22 protein-coding genes are annotated in these 23,622 nt (G+C 72.0%); 15 read left to right on the top strand and 7 right to left on the bottom strand.

Annotated elements, in window-relative coordinates:
- The first annotated feature begins 219 nt into the window (after window positions 1–219).
- Together CLV92_RS03685 and glxA are read left to right on the top strand one after the other, a co-directional pair.
- A complete protein-coding gene (locus CLV92_RS03685; protein WP_104431451.1) occupies window positions 220–2,022 on the top strand; it encodes a glycosyltransferase family 2 protein in 1,803 nt (600 codons plus the stop codon).
- Window positions 2,023–2,036: 14 nt separating this feature from the next.
- The gene (gene glxA / locus CLV92_RS03680) at window positions 2,037–3,959 is read left to right on the top strand and encodes a radical copper oxidase GlxA (RefSeq protein WP_104431450.1); all 1,923 of its coding nucleotides are present in this window, start codon (window positions 2,037–2,039) and stop codon (window positions 3,957–3,959) included.
- Window positions 3,960–4,091: 132 nt separating this feature from the next.
- On the opposite strand, the gene CLV92_RS03675 is transcribed toward glxA, so the two are convergent.
- Entirely contained in the window at window positions 4,092–4,967 is an 876-nt protein-coding gene (locus tag CLV92_RS03675) for a glycoside hydrolase family 6 protein (RefSeq protein WP_281256895.1), read from the bottom strand.
- A 288-nt stretch (window positions 4,968–5,255) separates the two neighbouring features.
- Window positions 5,256–6,179 (bottom strand): MBL fold metallo-hydrolase, encoded by a 924-nt coding sequence (locus tag CLV92_RS03670; protein WP_104431448.1) that lies wholly within the window; start codon window positions 6,177–6,179, stop codon window positions 5,256–5,258.
- 160 nt (window positions 6,180–6,339) lie between these two features.
- On the opposite strand from CLV92_RS03670, the gene CLV92_RS03665 reads away from it, so the two are divergent.
- The 3 genes from CLV92_RS03665 to clpB all read left to right on the top strand — a co-directional run bounded on the left by CLV92_RS03665 (window position 6,340) and on the right by clpB (window position 11,136).
- Window positions 6,340–6,867: a DUF421 domain-containing protein gene (locus CLV92_RS03665; protein ID WP_104431447.1), complete on the top strand. Its 528-nt coding sequence runs from the start codon at window positions 6,340–6,342 to the stop codon at window positions 6,865–6,867.
- A 174-nt stretch (window positions 6,868–7,041) separates the two neighbouring features.
- Window positions 7,042–8,304 (top strand): lectin, encoded by a 1,263-nt coding sequence (locus CLV92_RS03660; RefSeq protein WP_104431446.1) that lies wholly within the window; start codon window positions 7,042–7,044, stop codon window positions 8,302–8,304.
- Window positions 8,305–8,469: 165 nt separating this feature from the next.
- Window positions 8,470–11,136: an ATP-dependent chaperone ClpB gene (gene clpB / locus CLV92_RS03655; RefSeq protein WP_104431445.1), complete on the top strand. Its 2,667-nt coding sequence runs from the start codon at window positions 8,470–8,472 to the stop codon at window positions 11,134–11,136.
- Between the two features lie 131 nt (window positions 11,137–11,267).
- On the opposite strand, the gene CLV92_RS03650 is transcribed toward clpB, so the two are convergent.
- The 4 genes from CLV92_RS03650 to CLV92_RS03635 form a co-directional block, all read right to left on the bottom strand.
- Window positions 11,268–11,930, bottom strand: a complete 663-nt coding sequence (locus CLV92_RS03650; protein WP_104431444.1) for a hypothetical protein — start codon at window positions 11,928–11,930, stop codon at window positions 11,268–11,270.
- 199 nt (window positions 11,931–12,129) lie between these two features.
- Entirely contained in the window at window positions 12,130–13,008 is an 879-nt protein-coding gene (locus CLV92_RS03645; RefSeq protein ID WP_104431443.1) for a DUF4253 domain-containing protein, read from the bottom strand.
- A gap of 100 nt (window positions 13,009–13,108) precedes the next feature.
- Window positions 13,109–13,555 (bottom strand): HIT family protein, encoded by a 447-nt coding sequence (locus CLV92_RS03640; RefSeq protein ID WP_158257117.1) that lies wholly within the window; start codon window positions 13,553–13,555, stop codon window positions 13,109–13,111.
- A gap of 142 nt (window positions 13,556–13,697) precedes the next feature.
- Window positions 13,698–14,228, bottom strand: coding sequence for a hypothetical protein (locus tag CLV92_RS03635; protein WP_104431654.1), 531 nt, complete (start codon window positions 14,226–14,228; stop codon window positions 13,698–13,700).
- 183 nt (window positions 14,229–14,411) lie between these two features.
- Between CLV92_RS03635 and CLV92_RS03630 the strand changes: the two genes are divergently transcribed.
- From CLV92_RS03630 to CLV92_RS03600, 7 genes are all read left to right on the top strand, one after another.
- A complete protein-coding gene (locus CLV92_RS03630) occupies window positions 14,412–14,972 on the top strand; it encodes a hypothetical protein (RefSeq protein ID WP_104431441.1) in 561 nt (186 codons plus the stop codon).
- 148 nt (window positions 14,973–15,120) lie between these two features.
- Window positions 15,121–15,738 (top strand): hypothetical protein, encoded by a 618-nt coding sequence (locus CLV92_RS03625; protein ID WP_104431440.1) that lies wholly within the window; start codon window positions 15,121–15,123, stop codon window positions 15,736–15,738.
- A 191-nt stretch (window positions 15,739–15,929) separates the two neighbouring features.
- On the top strand, window positions 15,930–16,298 hold the full coding sequence (locus CLV92_RS03620; protein ID WP_104431439.1) for a PadR family transcriptional regulator: 369 nt from the start codon (window positions 15,930–15,932) through the stop codon (window positions 16,296–16,298).
- Window positions 16,295–17,044 carry a hypothetical protein gene (locus tag CLV92_RS03615; RefSeq protein ID WP_104431438.1) on the top strand — a complete coding sequence of 250 codons (750 nt, stop codon included), beginning with the start codon at window positions 16,295–16,297 and terminating at the stop codon, window positions 17,042–17,044. The genes CLV92_RS03620 and CLV92_RS03615 overlap by 4 nt, the downstream gene beginning before the upstream one ends.
- Before the next feature lie 173 nt (window positions 17,045–17,217).
- Entirely contained in the window at window positions 17,218–17,601 is a 384-nt protein-coding gene (locus tag CLV92_RS20850) for a VOC family protein (RefSeq protein WP_146099400.1), read from the top strand.
- 200 nt (window positions 17,602–17,801) lie between these two features.
- A complete protein-coding gene (locus CLV92_RS03605; RefSeq protein WP_104431436.1) occupies window positions 17,802–18,128 on the top strand; it encodes a hypothetical protein in 327 nt (108 codons plus the stop codon).
- 110 nt (window positions 18,129–18,238) lie between these two features.
- Window positions 18,239–18,637 carry a nuclear transport factor 2 family protein gene (locus CLV92_RS03600; protein ID WP_425433555.1) on the top strand — a complete coding sequence of 133 codons (399 nt, stop codon included), beginning with the start codon at window positions 18,239–18,241 and terminating at the stop codon, window positions 18,635–18,637.
- Between the two features lie 228 nt (window positions 18,638–18,865).
- Here CLV92_RS03600 and CLV92_RS03595 read toward each other — a convergent pair whose 3' ends face one another.
- Window positions 18,866–19,918: a hypothetical protein gene (locus tag CLV92_RS03595; RefSeq protein WP_146099399.1), complete on the bottom strand. Its 1,053-nt coding sequence runs from the start codon at window positions 19,916–19,918 to the stop codon at window positions 18,866–18,868.
- Between the two features lie 212 nt (window positions 19,919–20,130).
- Between CLV92_RS03595 and CLV92_RS03590 the strand changes: the two genes are divergently transcribed.
- The 3 genes from CLV92_RS03590 to CLV92_RS03580 all read left to right on the top strand — a co-directional run bounded on the left by CLV92_RS03590 (window position 20,131) and on the right by CLV92_RS03580 (window position 23,143).
- Complete coding sequence (locus CLV92_RS03590; protein ID WP_425433556.1) at window positions 20,131–21,276, top strand: IS30 family transposase; 1,146 nt, start codon at window positions 20,131–20,133, stop codon at window positions 21,274–21,276.
- A 506-nt stretch (window positions 21,277–21,782) separates the two neighbouring features.
- The gene (locus CLV92_RS23190) at window positions 21,783–22,127 is read left to right on the top strand and encodes a DUF3592 domain-containing protein (RefSeq protein ID WP_425433554.1); all 345 of its coding nucleotides are present in this window, start codon (window positions 21,783–21,785) and stop codon (window positions 22,125–22,127) included.
- A gap of 38 nt (window positions 22,128–22,165) precedes the next feature.
- Complete coding sequence (locus CLV92_RS03580; RefSeq protein ID WP_104431431.1) at window positions 22,166–23,143, top strand: DUF3592 domain-containing protein; 978 nt, start codon at window positions 22,166–22,168, stop codon at window positions 23,141–23,143.
- Window positions 23,144–23,622: the final 479 nt, after the last annotated feature.

The raw sequence follows: 23,622 nt of genomic DNA, 5'->3' as shown, positions 1-23,622 counted from the left end.
TCGACGCACCCCAGGACTGGGGGCGCCTCGGCCGGGACACCGGGCGCCGGGTGGCCGAAGTCACGTCGATGCCGCCGTGGGCAGACGCGCAACCGATCGCAGCGACCGGTCGCGTGCTCCCGGCCTCGGCCGGGCTCTGCCCACTCCCGCTCGAGCCGTGCCCCGCGAGGCGCACGGCAGGAGCGGGAGGCGCACCCAGCACGAGGAGCAGTTCCGCCCATGACGCTGATCCACGAGGACCCGACCCGCGCCCAGGGGCTGCGGCTCCTGCCGTCGCCCGTGGACGCCGGGGCGGTGCCCGCTCCCCACTCGGTCATCGCCGGACCCGTCGTCGCGCCCGTGCAGGCCCGGGGCCGGTTCGTGCCCCGCTGGCGCAACGTCCCCCACCGCCACGGCCGCCTCGGCCGCACCATCCTGCTGGCGGCGGTGAACATCACCTTCGAGCTGGCGTTCGCCGTGTGGCTGCTCTGGCCCAGCCACTACCCGCAGCACCTCACCGACACCCTGCACCTCGTCGCGAACGTGCTCGTCATCGCCTCGATCGCGGTGGTGGAGACCCTGCGCCTCGTGAACGTCATCTCCCTGTCCGTCGCCTCGGTCATCGCCTGCGACCCGGTGCTCGTGGAGCCCGAGCGCGGCACCCGGCTGGCCTTCGCCACCAGCTTCGTCCCCGGCAAGGAGCCGCTGGAGATGCTGGAGGGCACCCTCGCCAGGATCTGCGAGGTGCGCGACCCCAGCGGTCTCGGCATCGACGTCTGGGTCCTCGACGAGGGCGACGACGAGGGGGTCCGCCGCCTCTGCGAGCGCCTCGGGGTGCACCACTTCTCCCGCCACGGCATCGAGCGCTACAACCAGCCCAGCGGGACGTTCAAGGCGCGCAGCAAGCACGGCAACTACAACGCGTGGCTCGACGCCGTCGGCTACGAGCGCTACGACGTGCTGATGTCGGTCGACACCGACCACCAGCCCGAGCCGAACTACGCCGAGCGGATCCTCGGCCCGTTCCGCGACCCCGACGTCGCCTACGTCGTCGGCCCGCAGGACTACGGCAACGCCGGTGACGGCTTCGTGCCGATGGGCGCCGAGAGCCAGCAGTTCCCCTTCCACTCCGTCATCCAGCGCGCCGCCAACCGCTACGGCGCGGCGATGCTCGTGGGCACCAACAACGCCTTCCGCCTCTCGGCGCTGCGCTCCATCGGCGGCCTGCAGGACTCCGTCACCGAGGACATGGCGACGGGGCTGGAGTTCCACACCCGGCGCAACCCCGCCACCGGGAAGCGCTGGTCCTCCGTCTACACGCCCGACGTCCTCGCGGTGGGTGAGGGCCCGATGACGTGGGGCGACTTCTTCAGCCAGCAGGACCGGTGGTCGCGCGGCACGTTCGAGGTGCTGCGCAACGACATGTGGCGCAAGGCCTGGCGCCTGCCCGCGGGGCACCTGCTGCACTACGCCCTGATCACGACCTTCTACCCCTCCATGGCGATCGCGTGGCTGCTCGGCGCCGTCAGCGTCATGCTCTACGCCGTCCTGGGCGCCGGTGGGCTCGTGGTTCCGGCGCACGTCTGGATCGCCCTCTACGTCGACGCGACGCTGTTCCAGATGTGGATCTACTTCTCCAACCGCCGGTACAACGTCAGCCCGTTCGAGCGCGAGGGGTCGTTCGGCTTCTCGGGGATGCTCATGTCGATCTTCGCGACGCCCGTCTACGCCGGCGCCTTCCTCAAGACGCTGCTGCGGCTCCCCGCGAAGTTCGCCGTCACCCCCAAGGGCAGTGCCTCCAACGCCGACGGCCTGTTCGCCTTCCGCCTGCACCTGTTCTGGATGGGCTGGTTCGCGGTGGCCATCGTCGTCAGCGCCCTCAACGGCCACGCCGCCCCCGCCAGCCTGCTGTGGCCGGTGATGTCCCTCGTCATCCTGTCGGCCCCCATCCTCCTCAGCCGCCGGGAGCAGCGCGCGAACCGCGTCGCCGACCTGAGGGAACCCCTGCACTCCGTCCCGACGCTCGAGAGGGCCGCATCGTGAGGTTCGCCCGACGCTTGACCCGCCACCCCCGCCGCGCCGCGGTCGCCCTCGCCCTCGCGGCCGGCGTCGTCGCGCTCAACGCCGGACCCGCCATCGGTGGCGCCCGGTACGGCTACCACGAGTGGCAGGTCCGCACGCCCGAGTACAAGGCCGAGCGCGGGTCCTGGTCGACGATGGAGCTGCCCGAGGAGTACCGGGTCAACGCCATCCACGCCGCGCTGCTGAAGACCGGGAAGGTCCTCGTCATCGCCGGGTCGGGCAACGACGAGGAGAGCTTCGACGCCGGGACCTTCCGCAGCATCCTGTGGGACCCCGCCACCGACCGGTTCACCGAGATCCCCACCCCGGCGGACATGTTCTGCGCCGGCCACGCCTTCCTGCCCGACGGCCGCCTCCTCGTGGCCGGGGGAACGCAGCGGTACGAGCTCCTCGGTGACGACGTCGTCCGCGCCGCCGGTGCGGTGAGCGTGCGCAACGAGGACCCGGACGCGATGGTCCGGACCTTCCCCAAGGGCACCCGCTTCACCGGTCCCAACGGCAAGGCGTACCAGGCCACCAGCGAGTTCACGCTCCCGCCCGCCACGAAGGTGGAGTTCCACGGCGGGGCGACGGTGACCGCCAGCGAGGTCGTCGTCTGGGCGGAGGCCCTGGAGGCCGGCGAGGAGTCCGTGACGGAGAAGCCGGGGCAGTTCACCGTCGAGGGCCTGGAGGGTTCCGACGCCCGCAACATCTACGGCATGGCGGAGGACATGACCCTGGACAAGCAGGACTTCCAGGGCACCCGGCACACCTACGTCTTCGACCCGGACACCGAGCGCTACGAGCGCGTCGAGGACATGGCCTACGAGCGCTGGTACCCCAGCCTCGTCCCCCTGGCCGACGGCACCGTGCTTGCGTCGTCCGGCCTGGACGGCACCGGCCGGATCCTCGAGGGCCAGACGGAGGTCTTCGACCCGAAGACCATGACGTGGGGCGAGCGCATCGACCTGACGCGCTACTTCCCCACCTACCCGTGGCTGTTCCCCGCCGCCGACGGCCGCCTCTTCTACTCCGGCTCCAACTCCGGGTACGGGCCCGCCGACGAGGGCCGCCGCCCGGGTTTCTGGGACCTGACCGACAACTCGTTCACGACCGTCCCCGGCCCCAGCGACGCCGACCTCCTCGAGACCAGCGGGTCCATCATGCTCCCGCCCGTCCAGGAGCAGCGGGTCATGGTCGTCGGTGGCGGCGGGGTCGGGGAGTCCCCGCGGTCCACCACGCGCACCGCGACGATCGACCTCGACGCCCCCGAACCCCGCTACGTCGACGGCCCGGACCTGCAGGCGCCGACGCGCTACCCGCACGTCGTGAACCTCCCCGACGACACCACCCTCATCTCGGGCGGGTCCTCGGACTACCGCGGCAAGGGCGACAGCGACAACCTGGTGGCGAGCCTGTACGACGCGCGGACCGGCACCCTGAGCCCCGCGGCCCCGCCCCGCACGGCGCGGAACTACCACAGCGAGGCGCTGCTGCTGCCGGACGGACGCGTCGTCGTGCTGGGTTCCGACCCGCTGTTCGCCGACGCCCGCAACACCATCGACGGGACGTTCGAGCAGCGCCTCGAGATCTACTCGCCGCCGTACCTGTTCCAGGGCGAGCAGCCCGTCGTGGTGGACGGCGACGAGGAGCTGGTGCGCGGCGGGCGGGCGACGTTCGAGCTGGGCGGCGCGGGGGACGTCGCCTCGGCGAAGCTCATGCGTCCCAGCGCGGTCACCCACGCGACCGACCTCGAGCAGCGCACCGTCGCCCTCGACTTCACCGTCTCCGGCGGCGAGCTGAGCGTCGAGGTGCCCGCCGCTGCGGGCATCGCCCCGGACGGCTGGTACATGTTCTTCGTCACGGACTCCCACGGGGTCCCCTCCCGTGCCCGCTGGGTCCACGTGTCCGGTTCCTGAGGACCCGCCGGCACGAACGCCCCGGTCCCCCTCGCGCGAGGGGGACCGGGGCGTTCGCGTCCCCGGCGGTGCCGGCCCGCCGCCCGCGCCGGAGGGCTCCGGCGCGAGGCGGCTGCGGCGGTGGGCGCCGGGTCAGGGATGGCCGGTGTAGGGGTGCCCCATGCGGGTGTTCATCACGAGGTCCAGCGCGTACTCGGGCCACCAGGCCCCGGCGGTGGGCTCGCCCGGCCGGCAGGACCCGTCGGAGTCGCCCGGCTGCTTGACCCAGAGGTAGGCGTCGATGCGCGGGTCGCCCGTGGCCAGGGTGGGCTCGGCCCCGAGGTGCCGGCCCGGGGGGTTGCACCACTCCGTCCCGCTGCCGTCGGGTTCCGCCGGGCCGGCACCGTTGCGGCTGGTGTCGATGACGAAGTGCGCACCGCCGGTGCGGTCGGACAGGGCCCGTCCGTAGCTGGCGCTCGACTCCGTCGTCTTGAAGTTCGACACGTTCAGCGCGAAGCCGTCGGCCTCCTCGAGGCCCGAGGCGCGCAGCGCGGCGGCGAGGGCGTCGAGGTCGTCGATCCAGCCGGCGTTGCCCGCGTCGAGGTAGACGCGGGTCGCGGGGTTGCGCTTGAGGATCCCCGTCGCCTCCCGCAGCGCGGCGTAGCGCTGCTCCGCGGTGTGGTGGGAACCCTCCAGGCAACCCTCCAGGGCGTGGGGGACCGCGTCCGGCTCGAGGACGACGATGGCGTCCGCCTCCCCGATCCCGTCGGCGAGGCGGCGCACCCAGTCCAGGTACTCCTCGTGGGTGGCGAGTCCGCCGGCGGAGTGCAGGTTGCAGTCGCGTCCGGGGATGTTGTAAGCGACGAGGAGGGCGGTCCGGTTCCGGGCGGCCGCGGCCGCGGTGAGCTCCGCCGCGGCAGGCCGCGGGTCGGCGTGGGGGTCACCGAACCACGTCGCGACGGGCTGCTCCGCGATCTGCCGCAGCCAGAACGCCTTCTCCTTCTCGCCGGCCGCGTTCCACGCGCGCAGCTGGGCGGCGGCGGGGCCCTCGGGGTCGACGTGGAGCCGCGGCGCCTCGGGGGGTTCCCCGCGGGGTGTGGCGCTGTCGGAGCAGGCCGCGAACGCCGTGGCGCTCAGGGTGAGCAGTGCGGTCGCGAACGCCGTCCGCAGGGTTCGGGTCCTCGGTCTCGGCCGGTCGGCAGGCAGGGTGAACTCCTCGATCCGCAGTCGAACCCACAGGTTAGGCCGTCTTCCGCGGGGTCTCCCGCCGTGGTGGCGGCCGACTCACCCGTTCAGGTGACGCGCGCGCCGCGCGGTTCAGCGCCGCGGCGGCACCTCGACGACGTCCAGGTCGCCGGCGACGACCACCTCGGTGTGCCCGCCGGCGTCGGCCACCGCCCGGGTGGCCTCGGCCAGGAACTCCGCCGGATCGGTGTAGCGCTGGGAGAAGTGCGTCAGGACGAGGCGGCGCACCCCGGCCGTGGCGGCCACCGTGGCGGCCTCCCGGGCGGTCATGTGGGCGTAGCGCTGCGCCAGGTCGGCGTCGCGGTCGAGGAACGTCGACTCGCAGACCAGCATGTCCGCGTCGCGGGCCAGCTCCGCCACGGCGGGGCAGAGCCGGGTGTCCATGACGAAGGCGAAGGACTGGCCGCGGCGGCGCTCGGAGACGTCGTCGGCCCGCACCCCGCGCAGCTCCCCGCGCTCGGCGAGCAGCTTCACCTCCGGTCCGCTGATGCCGGCGGCGGCGAGCAGCTCCGGGACGAAGCCGCGCCGCTGCGGCTCGTCGAGGCGGTAGCCGACCGCGGGGACGCGGTGGTCGAGGTAGCGGGCGGCGAGCCGGGCGCCGCCCACGACCGCGACCTCCACGTCACCGCCTGGGGGCGGGTCGCAGGGGAGCACCTCCACGTCGAGGTCCACCGCCGCGACGCCGACGAGGGCGCGCAGGTGGTCGGTGGCGGCGGCCGGCCCGTGCACGGGGACCCGCCGGGTGACGCCCTCGAGGTGCATGCGGGCCAGCACGCCGGGCAGGCCGAGGCAGTGGTCGTTGTGGGCGTGGGTGACGCAGATGCGTCCGACCCGGGTCACGGACACCCCGGCGTGCACCACCTGGCGCTGGGTGCCCTCGCCGGGGTCGAACAGCACGGCGTCGCCGTCCCAGCGCAGCAGGTACCCGTTGTGGTTGCGCGTGCGCGTGGGGGCCTGGCTGGCGGTGCCGAGGACGACGAGCTCGCGTGCGGACACCCCCGAAGCATCGCAGGAGCCGGCGCCCGGGGCGCGGACGCGGGAGCGTCCGGCCGCGCCGCGCCCCGGGCCGGTGCGGTCGTCCCCGCGCCGGGCGCGCCCCGGGCTGGGAGGGTCGGCGCGGGCGACCAGCGGGTCGCCGCACGAGAGGAGGGGCGCTGTGGACGAGTTGTGGTGGGGCGGCTGGGACCCCGTCGTCCGGCTGCTGGTGGTCGGGACCCTGGGCTACGTCTGGCTGGTGGGCGTCCTGCGCGTCACCGGCCCGCGCAACCTGGCGAAGATGACGCCGTTCGACTTCGTGCTGACGGTCACGCTCGGATCGGCCTACGGGCGGGTCCTCACCGCCACCGAGGTCCCCCTCGTCGTGGCGCTGCTCGCACTGACCCTGCTGGTGGCGCTGCAGTGGGCCTTCGCGGCGCTGCGTCGGCGCTCCTCCGGCTTCCGTCGGCTCGTCGACACCGGCCCCGTCCTGCTCTTCCACGACGGGGAGTTCGTCGAGCCCGCGATGAGGCGGCACCGCTTCCTCGAGTCGGACGTCCACTCCGCCGCCCGGGAGAACGGCTTGGGCAGCCTCGACGACGTCGCCGCGGTCGTGCTGCAGGCCGACGGCAGCTTCGCCGTGATCCAGCGCAGCTCGATGGGCGACGCCTCGGCGGTGGCGCCCTACATGTCGCCCCGCAGCGGCTGAGGCGGCCCGGCCCTCGGGAGGTGGGTGCGCAGGTGGGTCCTGACGCCGCTCCGTGTTGACCCCGTCACGCATGATCACCTAGGTTCCCGTTCCCGTGGCGCTCGGCCGAGTCCGCCACCCCCGTCGTCGGGGAGGAGTTCGACCGGTGGCACCCCGCCGCCGCGGGGAGGTTCCGTGCCCACCGACGTGCCCACCGACGTGCCCACCGACGTGCCCACCGACGTGCCCACCGACGCGCCGACCCGGACGCGACGCCGCGACGTCGGCAGTGCGCTGGCAGCCGTCGCGCTCGCCGCCTCCGGCCTGGTGGTCTCGGCGGCTCCGGCCAGCGCCGACACGGTCTGCGAGCGCTACGGCTCGGTCACCCCGTTCGGCAAGTACTGGCTGAACAACAACCTCTGGGGCGCCGACGCCGGCAGCGGGTCGCAGTGCCTCACCAGCGGCTCCGTCACGGGATCGACGATCTCGTGGAGCACGAGCTGGAACTGGTCGGGCGGTCCCACTGCGGTGAAGTCCTACGCCAGCGCCGTCATGGGCTGGCACTGGGGCACGAAGGTCCCCGGCAGCGGCCTTCCCGTGCAGCTCTCCGACGAACGGCCGATCGACACCCGCTGGCAGTACTCCGTCACCGAGAGCACCCCGGGCGCCATGAACGTGGCCTACGACCTCTGGCTGCACGACGTGGCCGACCCCACGTGGCAGAACCAGCCCACCGACGAGGTGATGGTCTGGACCCACCGCAGCGGAGGCGCCGCCCCCATCGGCCCCCGCGAGGCCACCGTCGAGTTCGGCGGCGCGACGTGGGACCTCCACCGGGGCAACATCGGCTGGAACGTCTACTCCTTCGTCCGCACCAGCAACACCGGCTCGGTGTCCCTCGACCTCGACGACGCGCTGGACGTCCTCGAGGCGCGCGGCTGGCTCGACGAGTCGAAGTACCTCACCAGCGTGCAGGCGGGCGCCGAGGTCTTCACCGGCGCCGGGCGGCTGGACACCACCGCGTACTCCGTCGACGTCGGCGCACCCGCCCCCGCCCCGACCCCGGCCCCGTTCCCGGGCGCCGTCCGCGGGAAGCAGTCCGGCCGCTGCCTCGACGTCCCCGGCGCCCAGCGCGGGGACTCGATCCCCCTGCAGATCTGGGACTGCAGCGGCGCGGTGAACCAGCGCTTCACCCGCACGGCGGCGCGGGAGATCCGCGTCTACGGCGACAGGTGCCTCGACGTGCTCAAGGCGCGCACGGCCCCCGGGGCCGTCGTCGGCACCTACCGGTGCAACGGCCGCGTGAACCAGAAGTGGGACGTCCGCGCCGACGGCACCATCGCCTCCGCCCACACCGGCATGTGCCTCGACGTGGAGGGTTCCGGCACCGCCAACGGGGCGCGGGTGCTGGTCTGGACGTGCATCGGGGCCGCCAACCAGCAGTGGGTCCTCGGGTAGGGGCGGCGCGGGGACGTCGCACCGGCGACGCGCGTCGTGTTGCCGGTGCGACGTCCCCGCCCCGAGGCGTGGAGCGGCCCTGACGCACAGGTTGAGCGGAACAAACTCAACTCTGGTGCGTTGTACCGGGCAGCCGTCCACACCACACCACAGGAGGGAGCACCCGTGGACCTGAAGCTCACCACCCGCGCCCAGGAGGCGCTCTCCGACGCCGTCAGCCGCGCCACCAACGGCGGTCACCCCATGGTCGAGCCCCTGCACGTCCTCGCCGCGCTCCTGGAGCAGGAGAACGGCGTCGCGGGCGTCCTGCTCGACAAGCTCGGCACCGACCGCCGCACCGTGCTCAACCGCGTCAAGGGCGCCCTCGCCTCGCTGCCCAGCGCCTCCGGCTCTAGCGTCGCCCAGCCGCAGCTGTCCCGTCCCGCCCTGCAGCTCATGCAGGCCGCCGGCGACGAGGCCCGCTCGCTCGACGACGCCTACGTCTCCACCGAGCACCTCCTCCTCGCCGCCGCCGCGGGCACCTCCGCCGCGGGCGAGGCCCTGCGCGCCGTCGGCGCCACCCGCGACGCGCTCCTCGACGCCCTGCCGTCCGTCCGCGGCGGCGCCAAGGTCACCTCGCCCGACCCTGAGGGCGCCTACCAGGCGCTGGAGAAGTACGGCGTCGACCTCACCGCGGCCGCCCGCGAGGGTCACCTCGACCCGGTCATCGGCCGCGACTCCGAGATCCGCCGCGTCGTGCAGGTGCTGTCCCGGCGCACCAAGAACAACCCCGTCCTCATCGGCGAGCCCGGCGTCGGCAAGACCGCCGTCGTCGAGGGCCTCGCGCAGCGCATCGTCGCCGGCGACGTGCCGGAGTCGCTGCGGGACAAGCGGCTCATCTCCCTCGACCTGGCCGCCATGGTCGCCGGCGCGAAGTACCGCGGTGAGTTTGAGGAGCGCCTCAAGGCCGTCCTCGCCGAGATCCAGCGCAGCGAGGGCCAGATCGTCACCTTCATCGACGAACTCCACACCGTCGTCGGCGCCGGTGCCGCCGAGGGCTCCATGGACGCCGGCAACATGCTCAAGCCCATGCTCGCCCGCGGCCAGCTCCGCCTCGTCGGCGCCACCACCCTCGACGAGTACCGCGAGCGCATCGAGAAGGACCCCGCCCTGGAGCGCCGCTTCCAGCAGGTCTACGTGGGCGAGCCGAGCGTGGCCGACACCATCGCCATCCTGCGCGGGCTCAAGGAGCGGTACGAGGCGCACCACAAGGTCGCCATCGCCGACTCCGCCCTCGTCGCCGCCGCGGCGCTGTCCGACCGCTACATCAGCGGCCGCCAGCTCCCGGACAAGGCCATCGACCTCGTCGACGAGGCCGCCTCCCGCCTGCGCATGGAGATCGACTCCTCGCCCATCGAGATCGACGAGCTGCGCCGGGCCGTGGACCGGCTCCTCATGGAGGAGCTCGCCCTGGAGAAGGAGGGCGACGACGCCTCCCGCGACCGGCTGGAGGCGCTGCGCGCCACCCTCGCCGACAAGCAGGAGCAGCTCGCCGCCCTCACCGTCCGCTGGGAGCAGGAGAAGGCCGGGCTCAACCGCGTCGGCGAGCTGAAGCAGCAGATCGACGAGCTGCGCTCCCAGGCGGAGCGGCTCCAGCGCGAGGGCGACCTCGGCCGCGCCAGCGAGATCCTCTACGGGCGCATCCCCGCCCTGGAGGCCGACCTCGCCGCCGCGCAGGCCGCCGAGTCCTCCGGCGGCACGCACAAGCCGATGGTCGCCGACGAGGTCGGCCCCGACGACATCGCCGACGTCGTCGCGGGCTGGACCGGCATCCCCGCCGGGCGCCTCCTCGAAGGGGAGACCGAGAAGCTCCTGCACATGGAGGACGTCCTCGGCTCCCGCCTCATCGGGCAGCACCGGGCCGTGGGCGCCGTCTCCGACGCGGTGCGCCGCTCCCGGGCCGGCGTCAACGACCCCGACCGCCCCACCGGCTCGTTCCTGTTCCTCGGGCCGACCGGCGTCGGCAAGACGGAGCTGGCGAAGTCCCTGGCGGACTTCCTCTTCGACGACGAGCGCGCCATGGTCCGCATCGACATGAGCGAGTACTCCGAGAAGCACGCCGTCGCCCGTCTCGTCGGCGCGCCCCCCGGCTACGTCGGCTACGAGGAGGGCGGTCAGCTCACCGAGGCCGTGCGCCGCAGGCCGTACTCGGTGGTCCTGCTGGACGAGGTGGAGAAGGCCCATCCGGAGGTCTTCGACATCCTCCTGCAGGTCCTCGACGACGGCCGGCTCACCGACGGGCAGGGCCGCACCGTGGACTTCCGCAACGCGATCCTGGTGCTGACCTCCAACCTCGGCTCGCAGTTCCTCGTCGAGCCCGGGCTGACGCGGGAGCAGAAGCACGAGGCCGTGATGGCGGCGGTGCGGGCGTCGTTCAAGCCCGAGTTCCTCAACCGCCTCGACGACGTGGTCGTCTTCGACCCGCTGTCGACGCAGGAGCTGTCGCGGATCGTGGAGCTGCAGGTCGAGCGGCTGGCGAGGCGGCTGGCCGACCGGCGGCTCACCCTGCGGGTCACCGACGCCGCCAAGGACTGGCTGGCGCTCACCGGCTACGACCCCGCCTACGGGGCGCGGCCGCTGCGCCGCCTCGTGCAGCGGGAGATCGGCGACCGCCTCGCCAGGGCGATCCTGTCCGGCGAGGTCCGCGACGGCGACACCGTCGAGGTGGACGTCCAGCCCGGCGCGCTGGAGCTCACCGACGGCTCCGCCGACGGGATCGACCTGTCGAAGGCGCACGTCGCCGGTGCGCAGGGCCTCGTGGTCCGGCGCGCGGAGGAGCCCGTCACCGTCTGACGGCCCGACGGGACCGGGCGCCGTCCGACGGCCCGACGGGACCGGGCGCCGTCCGACGGCCCGACGAGACCGGGCGGGGGCCGACTCCTACGAGTCGGCCCCCGCCCGGTCCGGCGCGCGGTGTCGAACGGTCAGCTCAGCACGTCCTGCCTCCGGCGATCCACGGCCGGCGCGCCCGCGTCGCGCACGTCGACCGTCGCGGGGAGCAGGGTCCGCACCGAGCGCAGCCAGACCCACAGGAACCAGCAGAGGATCGCCGCGAACTTCGTCGACTCCTCGTGCAGCCACATCGCCCCCACCGCGGGCACGGCGTCCGCCAGGAACGAGTGCGCGAACCACACGCCGGCCAGCGCCAGCAGCGGCAGGGTCCGGTCGGCGAGCAGCTCGCGCCGGAAGGTGAGGGCCCACACGCCCGCCAGCACCACCCAGGTCCCCATGATCGCCTGCTCGGGGATCTGCCCACCCAGGGGGCCGTCGTGCAGCATGAAGAGGTCGTCCGCCGCGAGGATCGCCGACAGCCCGCCCACGCCCAGCAGCAGCCCACCCGCTCGCCGCGACCCGCGCCGCAGGGCGACCCAGCCGGCCAGGACCGCGGCCGCGGCCGCGGCGATCCACCCCACGCACCCGGCGAAGGTGACGTAACCGGTGAAGAAGGGCAGCTGGTCACCGGAGCGCGCGACGGCGAGGACATCGCGCACCGCCGCCGTGAAGTACGCCGGGTTCGACTGGATCACGGCGCTCAGGAGCACCGCGATCGCCGTGCTGGCCACGGCAGCGACCAGGGTGAGGCGCACCTCCCAGCGTCCGTGCCCGACGGCGGATGCCGGTCGGGTGACCAGACGGTGAACGTGGGGTAGAGAGGCCATGGCCGTCAGTGTTGCACTGATCATCACCCGTTCGGCCTAGAGCCCGTCCTGCGGATCTCGGCGAGGGCTAGATGATCTTCCGCTCATGTCGATTTGAGGATGTGTTCTGTGGTGTGGAGGAGCTGCGCTAGTCCCACCACAGGCGCCAGGAGGCGGCGCCGATGAGGTCGGGCGCGTAGGGCCGCATCAGCGTGTGCTCCTGGTTGGCCGTCACGTGCTCGGCCGCGATCGCCATCGCCTCCTCCCAGGTCCGCGGCGGTGCGGCGACGCTGAGGTGGAGGCTGGCGAAGCCGACTCCGACGACCCGGGCACCGAAGCGGTCCTCCCACGAGCGCACCACCGACGAGAGCTTGCCGGTGTCCCACTCGAACTGCCCCGGCCCGTTCCAGCCGACTGCGGTGAGGGCGTCCGCTCCTCGGGCCGCGGCCACCAAGCCCAGCCGTGGCCTCGGCTCCGGGCTCACCAGCAGCTCCTCGGCGTGGGCGTCGGCGGCCTGGTCGGGGTCCTCGCGCAACGGCAGTTCAGGCGCCAGGCCCGGCCAGGTCGGGCCGTAGGGGGCCGCGTCGTCGAGGAAGTCGGGGTCCTCCCAGTCGTGCCAGCGCCACCACTCGGCCAGCACCGCCTCTGCTGAGTGCTCCCCCGGGACGGAGTACTCCGCGGGCGGGTTCAGCTCACCCACCGCCCACGGGCGCTGCTCGTGCTCCCCGCTGCCCAGGCCGTGCAGCAGTAGCGGCCACAGCCCGGTCCGGGGGTGCTGCGTGCGCAGCGCCGCCCAAGCGCCGGCCTCGGCCGGGCCACGGCTCAGCCACAGCACCGGCGCATGAGGCTCCTCCAGCGTCGGCCGCACGAGGTCACCGGCCTGCAGTTGCACACCGAGTCCCCCGGCCGGGCGCTGCTGCTCGGGCAGCAGATCCAGCGGATCCGCCGGCGGCCCCGACGGCGTTGGTGCCTCCTCGACGGCCGGCTCGGGCTCCTGTCGCCTCCTCCTCAGCCGCCACCACGCCATCACCCCATGCTGGCACTCAGCCCCACGGAGCGAGGCTTACGAACATCCGACTTCGCCGCGCTGCGGGCGCGGTCATGGGGGTGGAGGGTGTCGCCCCGCCTCAGGAGTCGGGGCGGAGGTGGGCCTGGAGCTGGCGCGCTGCCTGGTCGAGGTGGTCACGCGGTTCCGGCGCTGCGGGGGCGGCGCTGATGCGTAGCGGGTCGCCGGCCCTGCGGGGGATGACGTGCAGGTGAGCGTGGGGCACGCTCTGATCTGCCGCCTCGCCCTCAGAAAGCAGCAGGTTGATTCCCTGGGTCTCGGGAAAGGCGCTGCGCATGACTCCGGCGAGGCGGTGCGCGGTAGACCACAGCTGCAGGCCGACGTCCTCGGGCATGTCCGAGACGCCGAGGCAGTGCCGTCGGGGGACGACCATGACGTGTCCGGGGTTGACCGGCTCGATGTCCATGAAGGCGACCACATGGGTGTCCTGCACGACTATCGAAGCCGGGATGTCACCGGCGATGATCCGGCAGAAGAGGCAGCGGTCCGACGCCTCCCCTTGGATCACCGAGGGCTGCTCCTGGCCAGTCCGCTGATCTTCACCACGCTGCACATTGCGCAGCGTGCCACGTCCGCCGCCCCCAAGCGGCGACCCAACATCCGACCATGACGCCGTGCGGGCGCGATCATGTCGATCTGCGGATGTCCGCTCAGCCCGGCGTGGGGTGAGTGGCGGGACCCTGGAAGAGGTCGTGCGCCTCGCTCCAGGCGACGATGCGGCTCACCTGAGCAGGCGGGGGCGGGGAGGTGGCCGAGTCAGGCAGGCCTCCGGTGAACCAGTAGCGGTGATCGACGGTCTCCAGGAGCGCGAGAACGTCGAGGCGGTCGTCGACGAAGTGGGTGACGCCCAGCCGTTCGCACACCTGCGCCTTGTCCCGCCGCTCCCGTACGAAGTGCAGGTGGGACGCGTCGATGCCCGTGCGGTCGAAGAAGTGGTGGTGGGCGAGCCAGGCGCGGGTGACGGCTTCGATGCGGGCCGAGGCCTTGGAGACCAAGTGCACCCGGCCGCAGAAGGGGCCTGAGTGGAGATGAGCCAGAGCCTCCAGCGCTCCGGGGACTGCCGGCGTCTGCAAGGGGCGCGACCCGAAGAAGGAGGTGTCATCGTCGTGGTCGGCCCTAGCGACGATGACACCGCCGATGTCGACGCCGAGAGTTGAGGGACTACGCACCGCCTCAGCCATGAGCATCAGTGTGCCCAGGCGGGCCCGTTAGGGGCGCCGATGAAGGCTCGTGACTGGAGTCGGGTGGCGCCAAGATCCGCACGACGAACGTCCGCCTCTGCCGCGCTGAGTGCGCGATCCTGGGCGGTCGGCGGCGCAGTCACATGCCGATGAGCGAGCGATTGGGGTGTGGACACTAGAGGCGTGACGACGGACTCCACGCCCTACCGACCGAGCGTCGTCGAGGCCAGACCGCTGCTCAGCCTGCTCCTGCAGGTCAGCCGCAGCGGTCACCTGGGCCCACTGGTCTGCGGCATGCCGCTGCAGCCTTTGGAGCAGATCCTGGGACCCGCTCATGACCGCCAGAGACAGACCCGACCTCGCCGCTGGCGGCCCCGGTTGCACTACTGGGACGACCTGGAAGTCCTCATCTGCCACGGCATGGTGATCGCCTTCACCATCCCGACCTGGGGCGAAGAGCTGACCTTGCCCACCGCACTGACCGGCTGGGCCACGTCTACCCAGCCCAGCTTGCTGTCTCGCACAGAGATGCTGACCGCCTTGGCGGCGGCGGGGCTCACCTGCCATGCCGAGCCCCGCCTCGTCCTCGACGACGACGCGGAAGGGATTCACGTGCTCAACGGTGGCGTTGACCTCGTCTTCCTCACCGAAGGGGGTGAGAGCAGGCTCTCCACGCTCAGCAAGCGCCGGTACGACCTCGACACCAACGACCACTCGCCCCGGCAGGGGCGTCTCCCCGCCTAGTCACGACCAGAAGCAGCACGCGGTCGACATCCGCACACGCCGCCCTCAGGGCGCGATCCTGGGCGGTCGGCGGCGCAGTCACATGCCGAAGAGCGGATGGCGTGCGGCATGCTGCACCCCCGCGTCGATGCGCCCAGGAGGACCGCCCGTGGACTTCTTCCCCGATCCGCCCACCCCCGCTGAGGACGAAGTGGAGGAGAGCCCGCCGCAGCCGGTGTGGCAGAGCGCACCGGAAGACGTGGTCCCCGGGGTCGTCCCGGTCGAGCTGGTCCTCGGCCGCTCCGAGACCACAGTGGTCATGCTGACCGGCTTGCGTGCCTTTCCCACCGGGCTGGCCATGAACCTGGGCGTGCGGGTCCGCGGACGGGTGCGGCGCCGCGACCTGAACGCGGAAGTCTTCGACGGTCCCTACACCCACGACATGGAGCCCGACTGGCACGCCGGGCGGCTGAAGTGGGGCTTCGAGCTGGCCGACGGCCGCCGCGTCACCAACGTCGACCCCTCCCCCTGGGACGACCAACCTGACGACGGTCCCGGGGCCCCCTTCCGGAAGCCGGACCGCCCGATCCTCCACGGCGGTGGCGGTGGCGGTGGCTCCCGCTCGGTCGACCGGGACTACTGGATGTGGCCGCTGCCGCCGGCGGGCCGGCTCAAGGTGGTCTGCCAATGGCTGGACCAGGGCATCGAGACGACCGTGCACGAGCTGGACGCCCAGCCCTTCCTCAACGCCGCCGCCCGAGCACAGCCGATCTGGCCCGCCCCCTGACCAGCCAGGACATCAAGCTCACAAACATCCGACTTCGCCGCGCTGAGGGCGCGATCATGGGCGGCCAGCGGACGTCCGCCCATGTCGAAGAGCGAGCGGTGTGCATCTGACGCGGCATGCCGGGGTGGGCCGCGCGAGCCCGTTCGAGTGAGTAGGTTGCTTTCCTAGCTAGATAGCTGCACCATCATCTCGTGCCTACCGCAAGCACTGCTGTCGATGCCTGGCCCGCGCAGTGGTTGCGCGGAGTGTTGGACCTTGCCGTCCTCGCGGTCATCGCTCGTGGCGAGACCTACGGCTACCGGATCAGCGCCGACCTGCAGGAAGCCGGCCTTGGCAGCGTCAAGGGCGGCACTCTCTACCCCTTGCTGGCGCGACTGGAAGAGACCGGCGCCGTCGTGACCACCTGGCGAGAGGGCGAGTCCGGTCCCGGCCGCAAGTGGTACGCGATCACCCCGGAAGGACGCGCACGACTGCACGACGACGGTGAGCGATGGCACGCCTTCGCCTCCCTGACCACCACCCTGATCCCCGACGCCGTCGCTACCGGAGACCCCCGATGAGCAAGCCCACCGCCCCTGAGCACCACCCCGGTGCCGACCCTCGCGCCGCCGCCCCTCAGACGGTCGAGCGCTACTGCGAAGACTTGGTGGTGGCGCTGCGGATGAGGGACGTCTCCGGACGGCGCATCGGCGAGATCCTCGCCGAGATCCGGGACCACCTCCGCACCAGCGGCGAGGACCCCGCGGAAGCCTTCGGCACACCTCAGCAGTACGCCGCGGACCTGACCGCCGACGTGCCGGCACCCTCCCGCGCCTCCAAGCTGGCGCGGTGGGTCGGCTTCACCGCATGCGCGGTGGGCATCGCCTGGACGGACGACAGCGGGCGCGCTCTGCTGACTGGTGGGCTGGCGACCCTGACCGAGGCCGACCTCATCATCCCCGCCGTCGTCGGCGCAGCGATCACGCAGGCGTTCGACGCTTCGGCCGCCAAGCGCCGCGGCGCTGCACGGGGCTGGGTTGCAGTCGCCGTCGCGGTGTTCGTCGGCCTCCTGGTGGTTCAGTCGCTGCTGGGCCCGCTCGTCAGCGTCGACGTCCCCGCGCTGGCTTTGTTCATCCCTGGCCTGCTGCTCATCGCGGGCGCCATCGCCTACACCGTGCGCAGCGCGGACCCGGTCGTGGACCCGCTGCAAGATCCGGCCACGACCCGGGCGAAGCGCCGGCGGGACAGGGTGCTGCTGACCTTGCTGTGGCTGCCGCTCCTTGCCGCCATCGCCCTGCTCATCGCAGCCTCGCCATCCATGAGCTGACCAGCGCAGCACCCAATGCATCCATCCTTGACCGACAACCAGGTCAACAATCATGGGAGCAGAACGCGCGCCTTTGCCGCGGTGAGTGCGCGATCATGGCGGCCGCTGGACGTCCTCAGCCGCCGATGAGCGCGGCATCCAGGCGGTGCCGCCGGCCTGGCTAGCGTGGCTGCATGGGGATGCACTGGACGCTGGGATGCGACGCCGCCGACCCACACCGGCTGGCCGCCTTCTGGGCCACGGCCCTGGGCTACGAACCCGAGCCCGGCTACGACGAGCCCGACGGCGCCTCCATCATCGATCCCGAGGGCAAAGGGCCGGCCCTGAGCTTCCTGCGGGTCCCGGAGGCGAAGTCGGCGAAGAACCGCATGCACATCGACCTGCGGGTGGCCGGTGAGCCTCCGTGGGACGTGCCTGCGCGCGAGCAGCTCATCCACGCCACGGTCGAGCGACTGGTCGCCATCGGCGCGAGCACCGTGCGTGAGGTGCGCTACGAGCAGCAGCTGGGCCACGTCGTGATGCTGGACCCAGAGGGCAACGAGTTCTGCGTCGCCTGACACGCGCACTCATGACGCGCTGAGTGCGCGATCACGATGGTCACCGTGACGCGCTTGCCGATGAACGGCCAGGCAGGTGGAGGTACGCGCTCGATGCTGCGGCAGCCGAGTGCTCATCGCCTTGATCGAACGGGTCGTGACGACGACAGCTCCTACCGTTGGTGCGCTGAGCACCAGGCAGCTCCCCGAGGAGAGGTGTCGTGACAGACGCAGAGACGAGCCGCGAGCACCGGCAGCCCCGCATGGCGTCAATGCTGGGTGCGGGCGTCGGCGGCTTGCTCCTGCTCATGGTCGCGCTGCCGATCGCTTTCATGACCACGCTGCCGCTCGTCCTGGATCCAGAGGTCCCGGCCCGTGACCACCCCACGGCGCTGACGCTCATCGCGGTCTGCGCGCCCATCGCCGCTGCCGGCGCCATCGCCCTCAGGCAGCGAGCCAACGTCCGCGTGACCGTGCTGCTGGTGGCCGTGCCGGAGGCGGTCATCTGTGTGCCGCTGCTTCTGCTGTGCCTCTTGGGACGGCCCTGACCAGCCCTTCAACCAGCGCGACCGTGCACCTGCGTAGTGCTGGCGCCCGCGCATCGGCGTCACGACCGAACATCCGCAATCGCCGCTGGTCAGGCGCGATCATGGCCGCTGTGAACGACGCTGAGCCGCTACCGACGACGGACCCAGCCCTCCTGTCCGTGCTGGCCGAGCTACGGGCACGGGAGCCGCTCTTCCACCATCCCGAGCTGGGCACAAGCGCCGAGGACCTGGAGCAGCAGATGGCCCCCGACTTCTTCGAGGTCGGCGCCTCCGGCCGCCGCTACAGCCGCGACTTCGTCAAGGACGCTCTGCTGCGCCGCTACGCCGCAGGCGGGGAGGACCCGTGGGAGACCTCCGACTTCCACTGCCGTGACCTCGGCCGGGACACCTACCTGCTCACCTACGCCCTGCGCCAGGACCAGCGCCTCAGCCGACGCGTGACGGTGTGGCGACGCGCCGCGACGGGATGGCAGGTGCTCTACCACCAGGGCACCCTCGTCACCGACTGATCCACCAGGCGGAACATCCGACTTTGCCGCCCTCACTGCGCGATCATGGGTCGCCAGCGGACGTCCGACTTTGTCGATGAGCGAGCGATCGTCAAGCCGCTCCTATGCCTGCAAGTCGCCGCGGTCTTCGAGCCACTTCTTCTCCGCCAGCTCGTCGATCAGCCGTTGGCGACGGCTGACAGCTCGGCGCTGATGGCGAACCGTGCTCACGCAGGGTCCTTGTGCGGGTCATGCCGGGTCGCACGGTTGGGTCTGCCACGTCCCTGCGTACTTCATCACGACGACGTCACCGCTGGGCCGGTACACCGCCCAGCTCGCAATGTTGTGGTCGCCGTCGGGGCGGGTGCAGACGCTGAACGTGCGCAGGAGGAGCCCGCCGAAGTCGAAGGTCGTGTCCAGCGCGGGGCCGTCTGTGCTCACGCCGGTCAGCGTCCGGTCCTGCAGGCGTGTCAGGACCGCCTCGACGACCGGCACCTCGTCCCCTTCAGCGGCCAGGATCTGACCGTTCTCCTCTAGGCGCCAGGAGGCGGCCCAGACGATGAGGAACCAATCCTCCTCACCGTCACCACCGGCTCCGCCCCTCGAGGCCACCAGCTCCAGGCTGAGGGCACCGTGGCGGCGCCTATGCACCTGCGCCGCCAGCAACCCGAACGCCCCGCGCAGCAAGTCGGCGAAGGGCGCCTGAGCCGGCGACATGGTCGCGCCCAGGACCGCCACGCCCGACGCCGCAGCGGCGTGTCCGACTTGCATCCCGCCGGACTGGGCCTGGGGCCCGCCTCGTGGACGGTCGAGCGACTGCTCCACCATGTCGGAAGCGTCCAAGGACCAGCGCTCGTCCTGCCCCACCACGAGGACTCGACGATCCGGGCAGAAGAACATCCAGTTGTCGTACGGCTCACCGTCCTGGGCGGGGTGGGCGTAGATACTGAACGTCTTCAACCTCACCCCCTCGAAGTCGAACGTCGCATCCAGCACCGGCCCGTCCGCGCTGACGCCGGTCAGCCGGCGGCCGCAAATGCGATCCAGCGCCTCGGCGATGACCTCCCGGGAGTCCTCCGAGCCCGCCAGCAGCTCCCGGCCGGCCTCGATCCGCCACGAGGCCATCTGCACCCACAGCGACCAGCTCCCCCGCGCGTGCCCCGCCGCGTCCTCCGGCTGCGGTTCCCCGAACTCCAGCGTCAGCATGCTGCCCACGCCCTGCCAGGCACTCCACGGAGCCAGACCCACCACGCCGGCGAGCAGGCTCGCGAACGGCACACCGGCCTCTGCACCCGCCTCCACGTCTCGACTCTCTCAGGCGCGGCAGCCCCCTAGCGAGGCGCGCAGATGTCAGCACGCACGCCCGCACAAGACCCCGGCGGAACACGATCATGGTTGCCGCTGGACATCCGCCTTCGCGGTCTCAACCGGTTGTTGCAACGCCGTGGTGATGGGGTTGGGAGGGTGTGCCGATGCCGATGCCGATGCCGATGCCGATGCCGATGCCGATGCCGATGCCGGGTGCGCGGTTGGGTGAGTCGGAGCGGGTGCGGATCGAGGCGTGGTGGGTGGCGGGGTGGTCGATCCCGCAGATGGCGACCGCGTTGGGCCGTGACCGCAGCACGGTCTGGCGGGAGATCAAGCGCAACAACAGTGCCCGTCATGGGCCCAAGCACGGTGGCCGGGCGCTGCGTGAGCGTCTGGAGCGTCGACGCACCCGGCGAGGCGGGGACGGGCTCTACCGCTGGGGATACCAGGCCCGGCGGGCGCAGATCCGAGCCGACGCCCGCGCCCGGCGCCCGCGCGGGTGCAAGCTCGGCTTCGAGCCCAACAGCCGGGGGCGGGGCTGGTGCCCGCAGTGGGGAGTGGGCACCTCCACCCTGCTGCGCCGCACGGTGGTCAACAAGCTGGCCCGGCGCTGGTCACCGCAGCAGATCTCGGCATGGTTGAGGGAGAACTTCCCCGACCAGCCGGAGCTGCAGGTGTCCCACGAGACGATCTACCAGGCCATCTACGTCCAGGGCCGGGGCAATCTGCGGGCGGAGCTGACCCGCCAGGTCGCACTGCGCAGCGGACGGGCCGTGCGCCGCCACCAGAGCGAGGTCGCCGGGGTCGTGCACTCCCGCCGGCCTTGGGCAGCCGGCTTCAACATCTCCACCCGACCACCCGAGGCCGCGGATCGAGCCGTCCCCGGCCATTGGGAAGGTGACCTGATCATCGGGAAGAACAACGCCAGCGCCGTCATCACCCTCGTCGAGCGCAGCACCCGCTACGTCCTGCTGGGTCAGCTGCCCGCCGGGCGCGGCAGCGACGCTGTCGTCGAGGTCCTCTCCACCTTGGCCCAGCGCCTGCCCGCGCACCTGCTGCGGTCACTGACCTGGGACAACGGCAGCGAGATGGCCGCGCACGCCGGATTCACCATCGCCACCGGCTGCCCGGTGTTCTTCGCCGACCCCCACCACCCCTGGCAGCGAGGCTCGAACGAAAACACCAACGGGCTGCTGCGGCAGTACTACCCCAAGGGCAGCGACCTCAGCCGGCACACCCAAGCCGACCTCGACGCCACCGCCGCGGAACTCAACGACCGACCCCGCCAGACTCTGTCATGGCAGACTCCCCGCCAAGCGCTCCACAAGGTGCTCGTTGCAACAGCCGGTTGAGACCGCGCTTTGTCGATGAGCGAGCACTCAACGGCGGGATCGCCCGCTTCGGCGGCTGGCATGTTGGCAGGCGCATTGACAGCTCTCAGTGGTGTGTCGACCGGCGTGATGAGCCGATCGGTCAGCGCCCGTGAGCCGAGGGGGTGACGCGCTGTAGTGGTCGGCGCTTAACGCCTTACCTGGTCGAGCCGGTGCGGCACCATGGACGACGTGCGTGCGTGGACCGTGGGTCGAGGCCAGCCTTCTCGGCGATGCTGGCCCCGCCGGTGACCGGCCACGACCCGCGACCGGCTGGATCCTCCCACGTCCGTTCGGGCCGGGCCAGGAGCCCGCGCCATCGCGCCTCCCCTGGCCATCCGCACGTCCCCAGCCTCGACCGGCGCCCGCCGGAAGACGACGATCCCGCCTCCTGGTCGAACCGACTTGAGAAATGGGGCGCACACACCTTCTTCGCCGTCGTCGTCGCCGCCTCACTCGCCTTCGGGGCCTTGTTCACATATGAGGCCGTGACGCTCAGCACCCGGGGCGTTGAGACCACCGCGACCGTCACCTCCCTGTACGTGAGCGAGGGGGCTCGCACCAACTTCGCCCTCGCGGGCATCACCTTTCGCCTAGCCGATGGGACGTCGGTGGCCTCGGAGGTCGGCAACGAGGGTTACCGCGTCGGTCAGCAGGTCCCGGTCGTCTACGACCCCGCCTCCCCGCAGTCGGTCGACAACGTCGCCCACCTGATCACTCGCATGCTGTGGCCCCTGGGCGCGTTCGGCTGCGCCGTGCTGTGTTCCATCGTGTGGCTGCGGTGGAGTCGCGAGGCGTCGATGACGCCGGTGGAACCGGCTCCTGCCGTATGAGCGGGGTGGATCGGCTCGGGGTGCGAGGAAGCACCCTGGTGGGGATCGCGTCCATCGTGACCGCCTGCACCGTGCTGGGCGGGTCCACCTTCGCGCTGTGGTCTGCAGCGCAGGAGCAGTACGCGCGGGCTACGGCAGTCGCCGCCGGTGGGGTCGTCGACGTCTTCGGCGAGGACGAGCTCGACGTGACGGTGGAGTGGACCGACGCGGGCGGGGACGCGCACCGCGACGACTTCTACGTCCACGCCGAGGCCGACGCCGCGGTCGGTGTGCCCTTCGCGGTGCGCTACGACCCCGCCGACCCATCCGGGGAGGTGTTCCCCGCCGACCTGGAACGAGCGTCCGGGCCCGGCGAGGATGCGATGTTCACCGGCTTCCTCGGGGTGTCGACGGGGCTGGTGTGGCTGCTGGGCTGGGCGGTCCGGCTCGGGCGCAACCGCTGGGCTGCGGCAGCAGTGGGAACCTCGACCGGAACACCGATGGAGCTGATCGTCATGGGCGCTCAGTACAAGCGCGGCAGGCGCACCTTCGCAGCCCTCATGCCGCCCTCCTCCCTCACCGAGCCTCCCCTGCCGGCGCGCCGCAAGCTCCTGCACCGGCTCAGCTCGGGGCGGAAGGCGCAGGTGAGCTCCATCCAGGACCGGTACTACCAGGCGGTGGTGTGGGAACCGGTGCTCGACCAGATCGCGGGAGCCCTCACGCCCGTCACCGTCTACCCCTGCCGCGGCGGCAGGGCCGTCATCGTCCTGCCCGACGGGCACCGCCTCACTCCCGCCGGCCGGCTGCTGGCGCACGAGCCGGGTTCGTGGACGCTCACCCCCCGGGGAACGCCGAGGAAGCCGGCACGCCGCACCATCGCCACGCCCTTCGGCCTCACCTGGTTGATCCTGCTACCCGCCGCGTTCATAGGCGTCACCAGCGCCGGACTCCTCGGCGTCGCGATCGCCGTTCCCTGCTTCGCCCTCCTCGGTTCCGCCTTCTGGGCGTGGAACGGCGCCGAGCCGACACGCCAGTGACCCCCATGAGACGTGCATGCTCATGACGCGCTGCGTGCGCGTACGCGCCCTCGTCAGCCCTTGGCAGAAGCCATCCGCTCCGGGCCGGGCTCGGGGGCGGCAGCGTTGGGGTCCGCGCCGTGCAGCCGGAGCAGCCCAAGCTGGCCGTCGTCGAGTGCTTCGACATACACGACAGGGGTGCGGCCCTCGGCATGCTTCCGCGCCCACTGGAGGACCTCGTGGGCATCCTGCACGTCATGCAGCCGGTGCTCGTGGCAGGACCATCCACTCTGCGGGTCCGACGGCGACCGCTCCCAGAAGTAGACGCGGTAGACCGGCCGGTCGACCTCCCAGCTGGCGTCACGGGGGCCGCGTCCTCTACGCGCATCCAGCAACGATGTCAGGCACTAGCTGGCGAACGCACGACTTTGACGCGCTGAGGGCGCCATCGCGGTGGCTGAGCACACCGTGTCCAAGCTGCTGCTCGCGGTCTGCCCTAC

The sequence above is a fragment of the Kineococcus xinjiangensis genome, assembly GCF_002934625.1.
Taxonomy (GTDB): Bacteria; Actinomycetota; Actinomycetes; order Actinomycetales; family Kineococcaceae; genus Kineococcus_A; species Kineococcus_A xinjiangensis.
This window is presented reverse-complemented; position numbering and strand designations above follow the sequence as displayed.

Bases quoted from the DNA above. Each gene is read 5' to 3' on its own strand.
- CLV92_RS03685 (WP_104431451.1), top strand. From the start codon at position 220: ATGACGCTGATCCACGAGGACCCGACCCGCGCCCAGGGGCTGCGGCTC.
- CLV92_RS03645 (WP_104431443.1), bottom strand. From the start codon at position 13,008: ATGGCGTGGTGGCGGCTGAGGAGGAGGCGACAGGAGCCCGAGCCGGCC.
- CLV92_RS03635 (WP_104431654.1), bottom strand. From the start codon at position 14,228: ATGGCTGAGGCGGTGCGTAGTCCCTCAACTCTCGGCGTCGACATCGGC.
- CLV92_RS03615 (WP_104431438.1), top strand. From the start codon at position 16,295: ATGAGCAAGCCCACCGCCCCTGAGCACCACCCCGGTGCCGACCCTCGC.
- CLV92_RS20850 (WP_146099400.1), top strand. From the start codon at position 17,218: ATGGGGATGCACTGGACGCTGGGATGCGACGCCGCCGACCCACACCGG.
- CLV92_RS03590 (WP_425433556.1), top strand. From the start codon at position 20,131: ATGCCGGGTGCGCGGTTGGGTGAGTCGGAGCGGGTGCGGATCGAGGCG.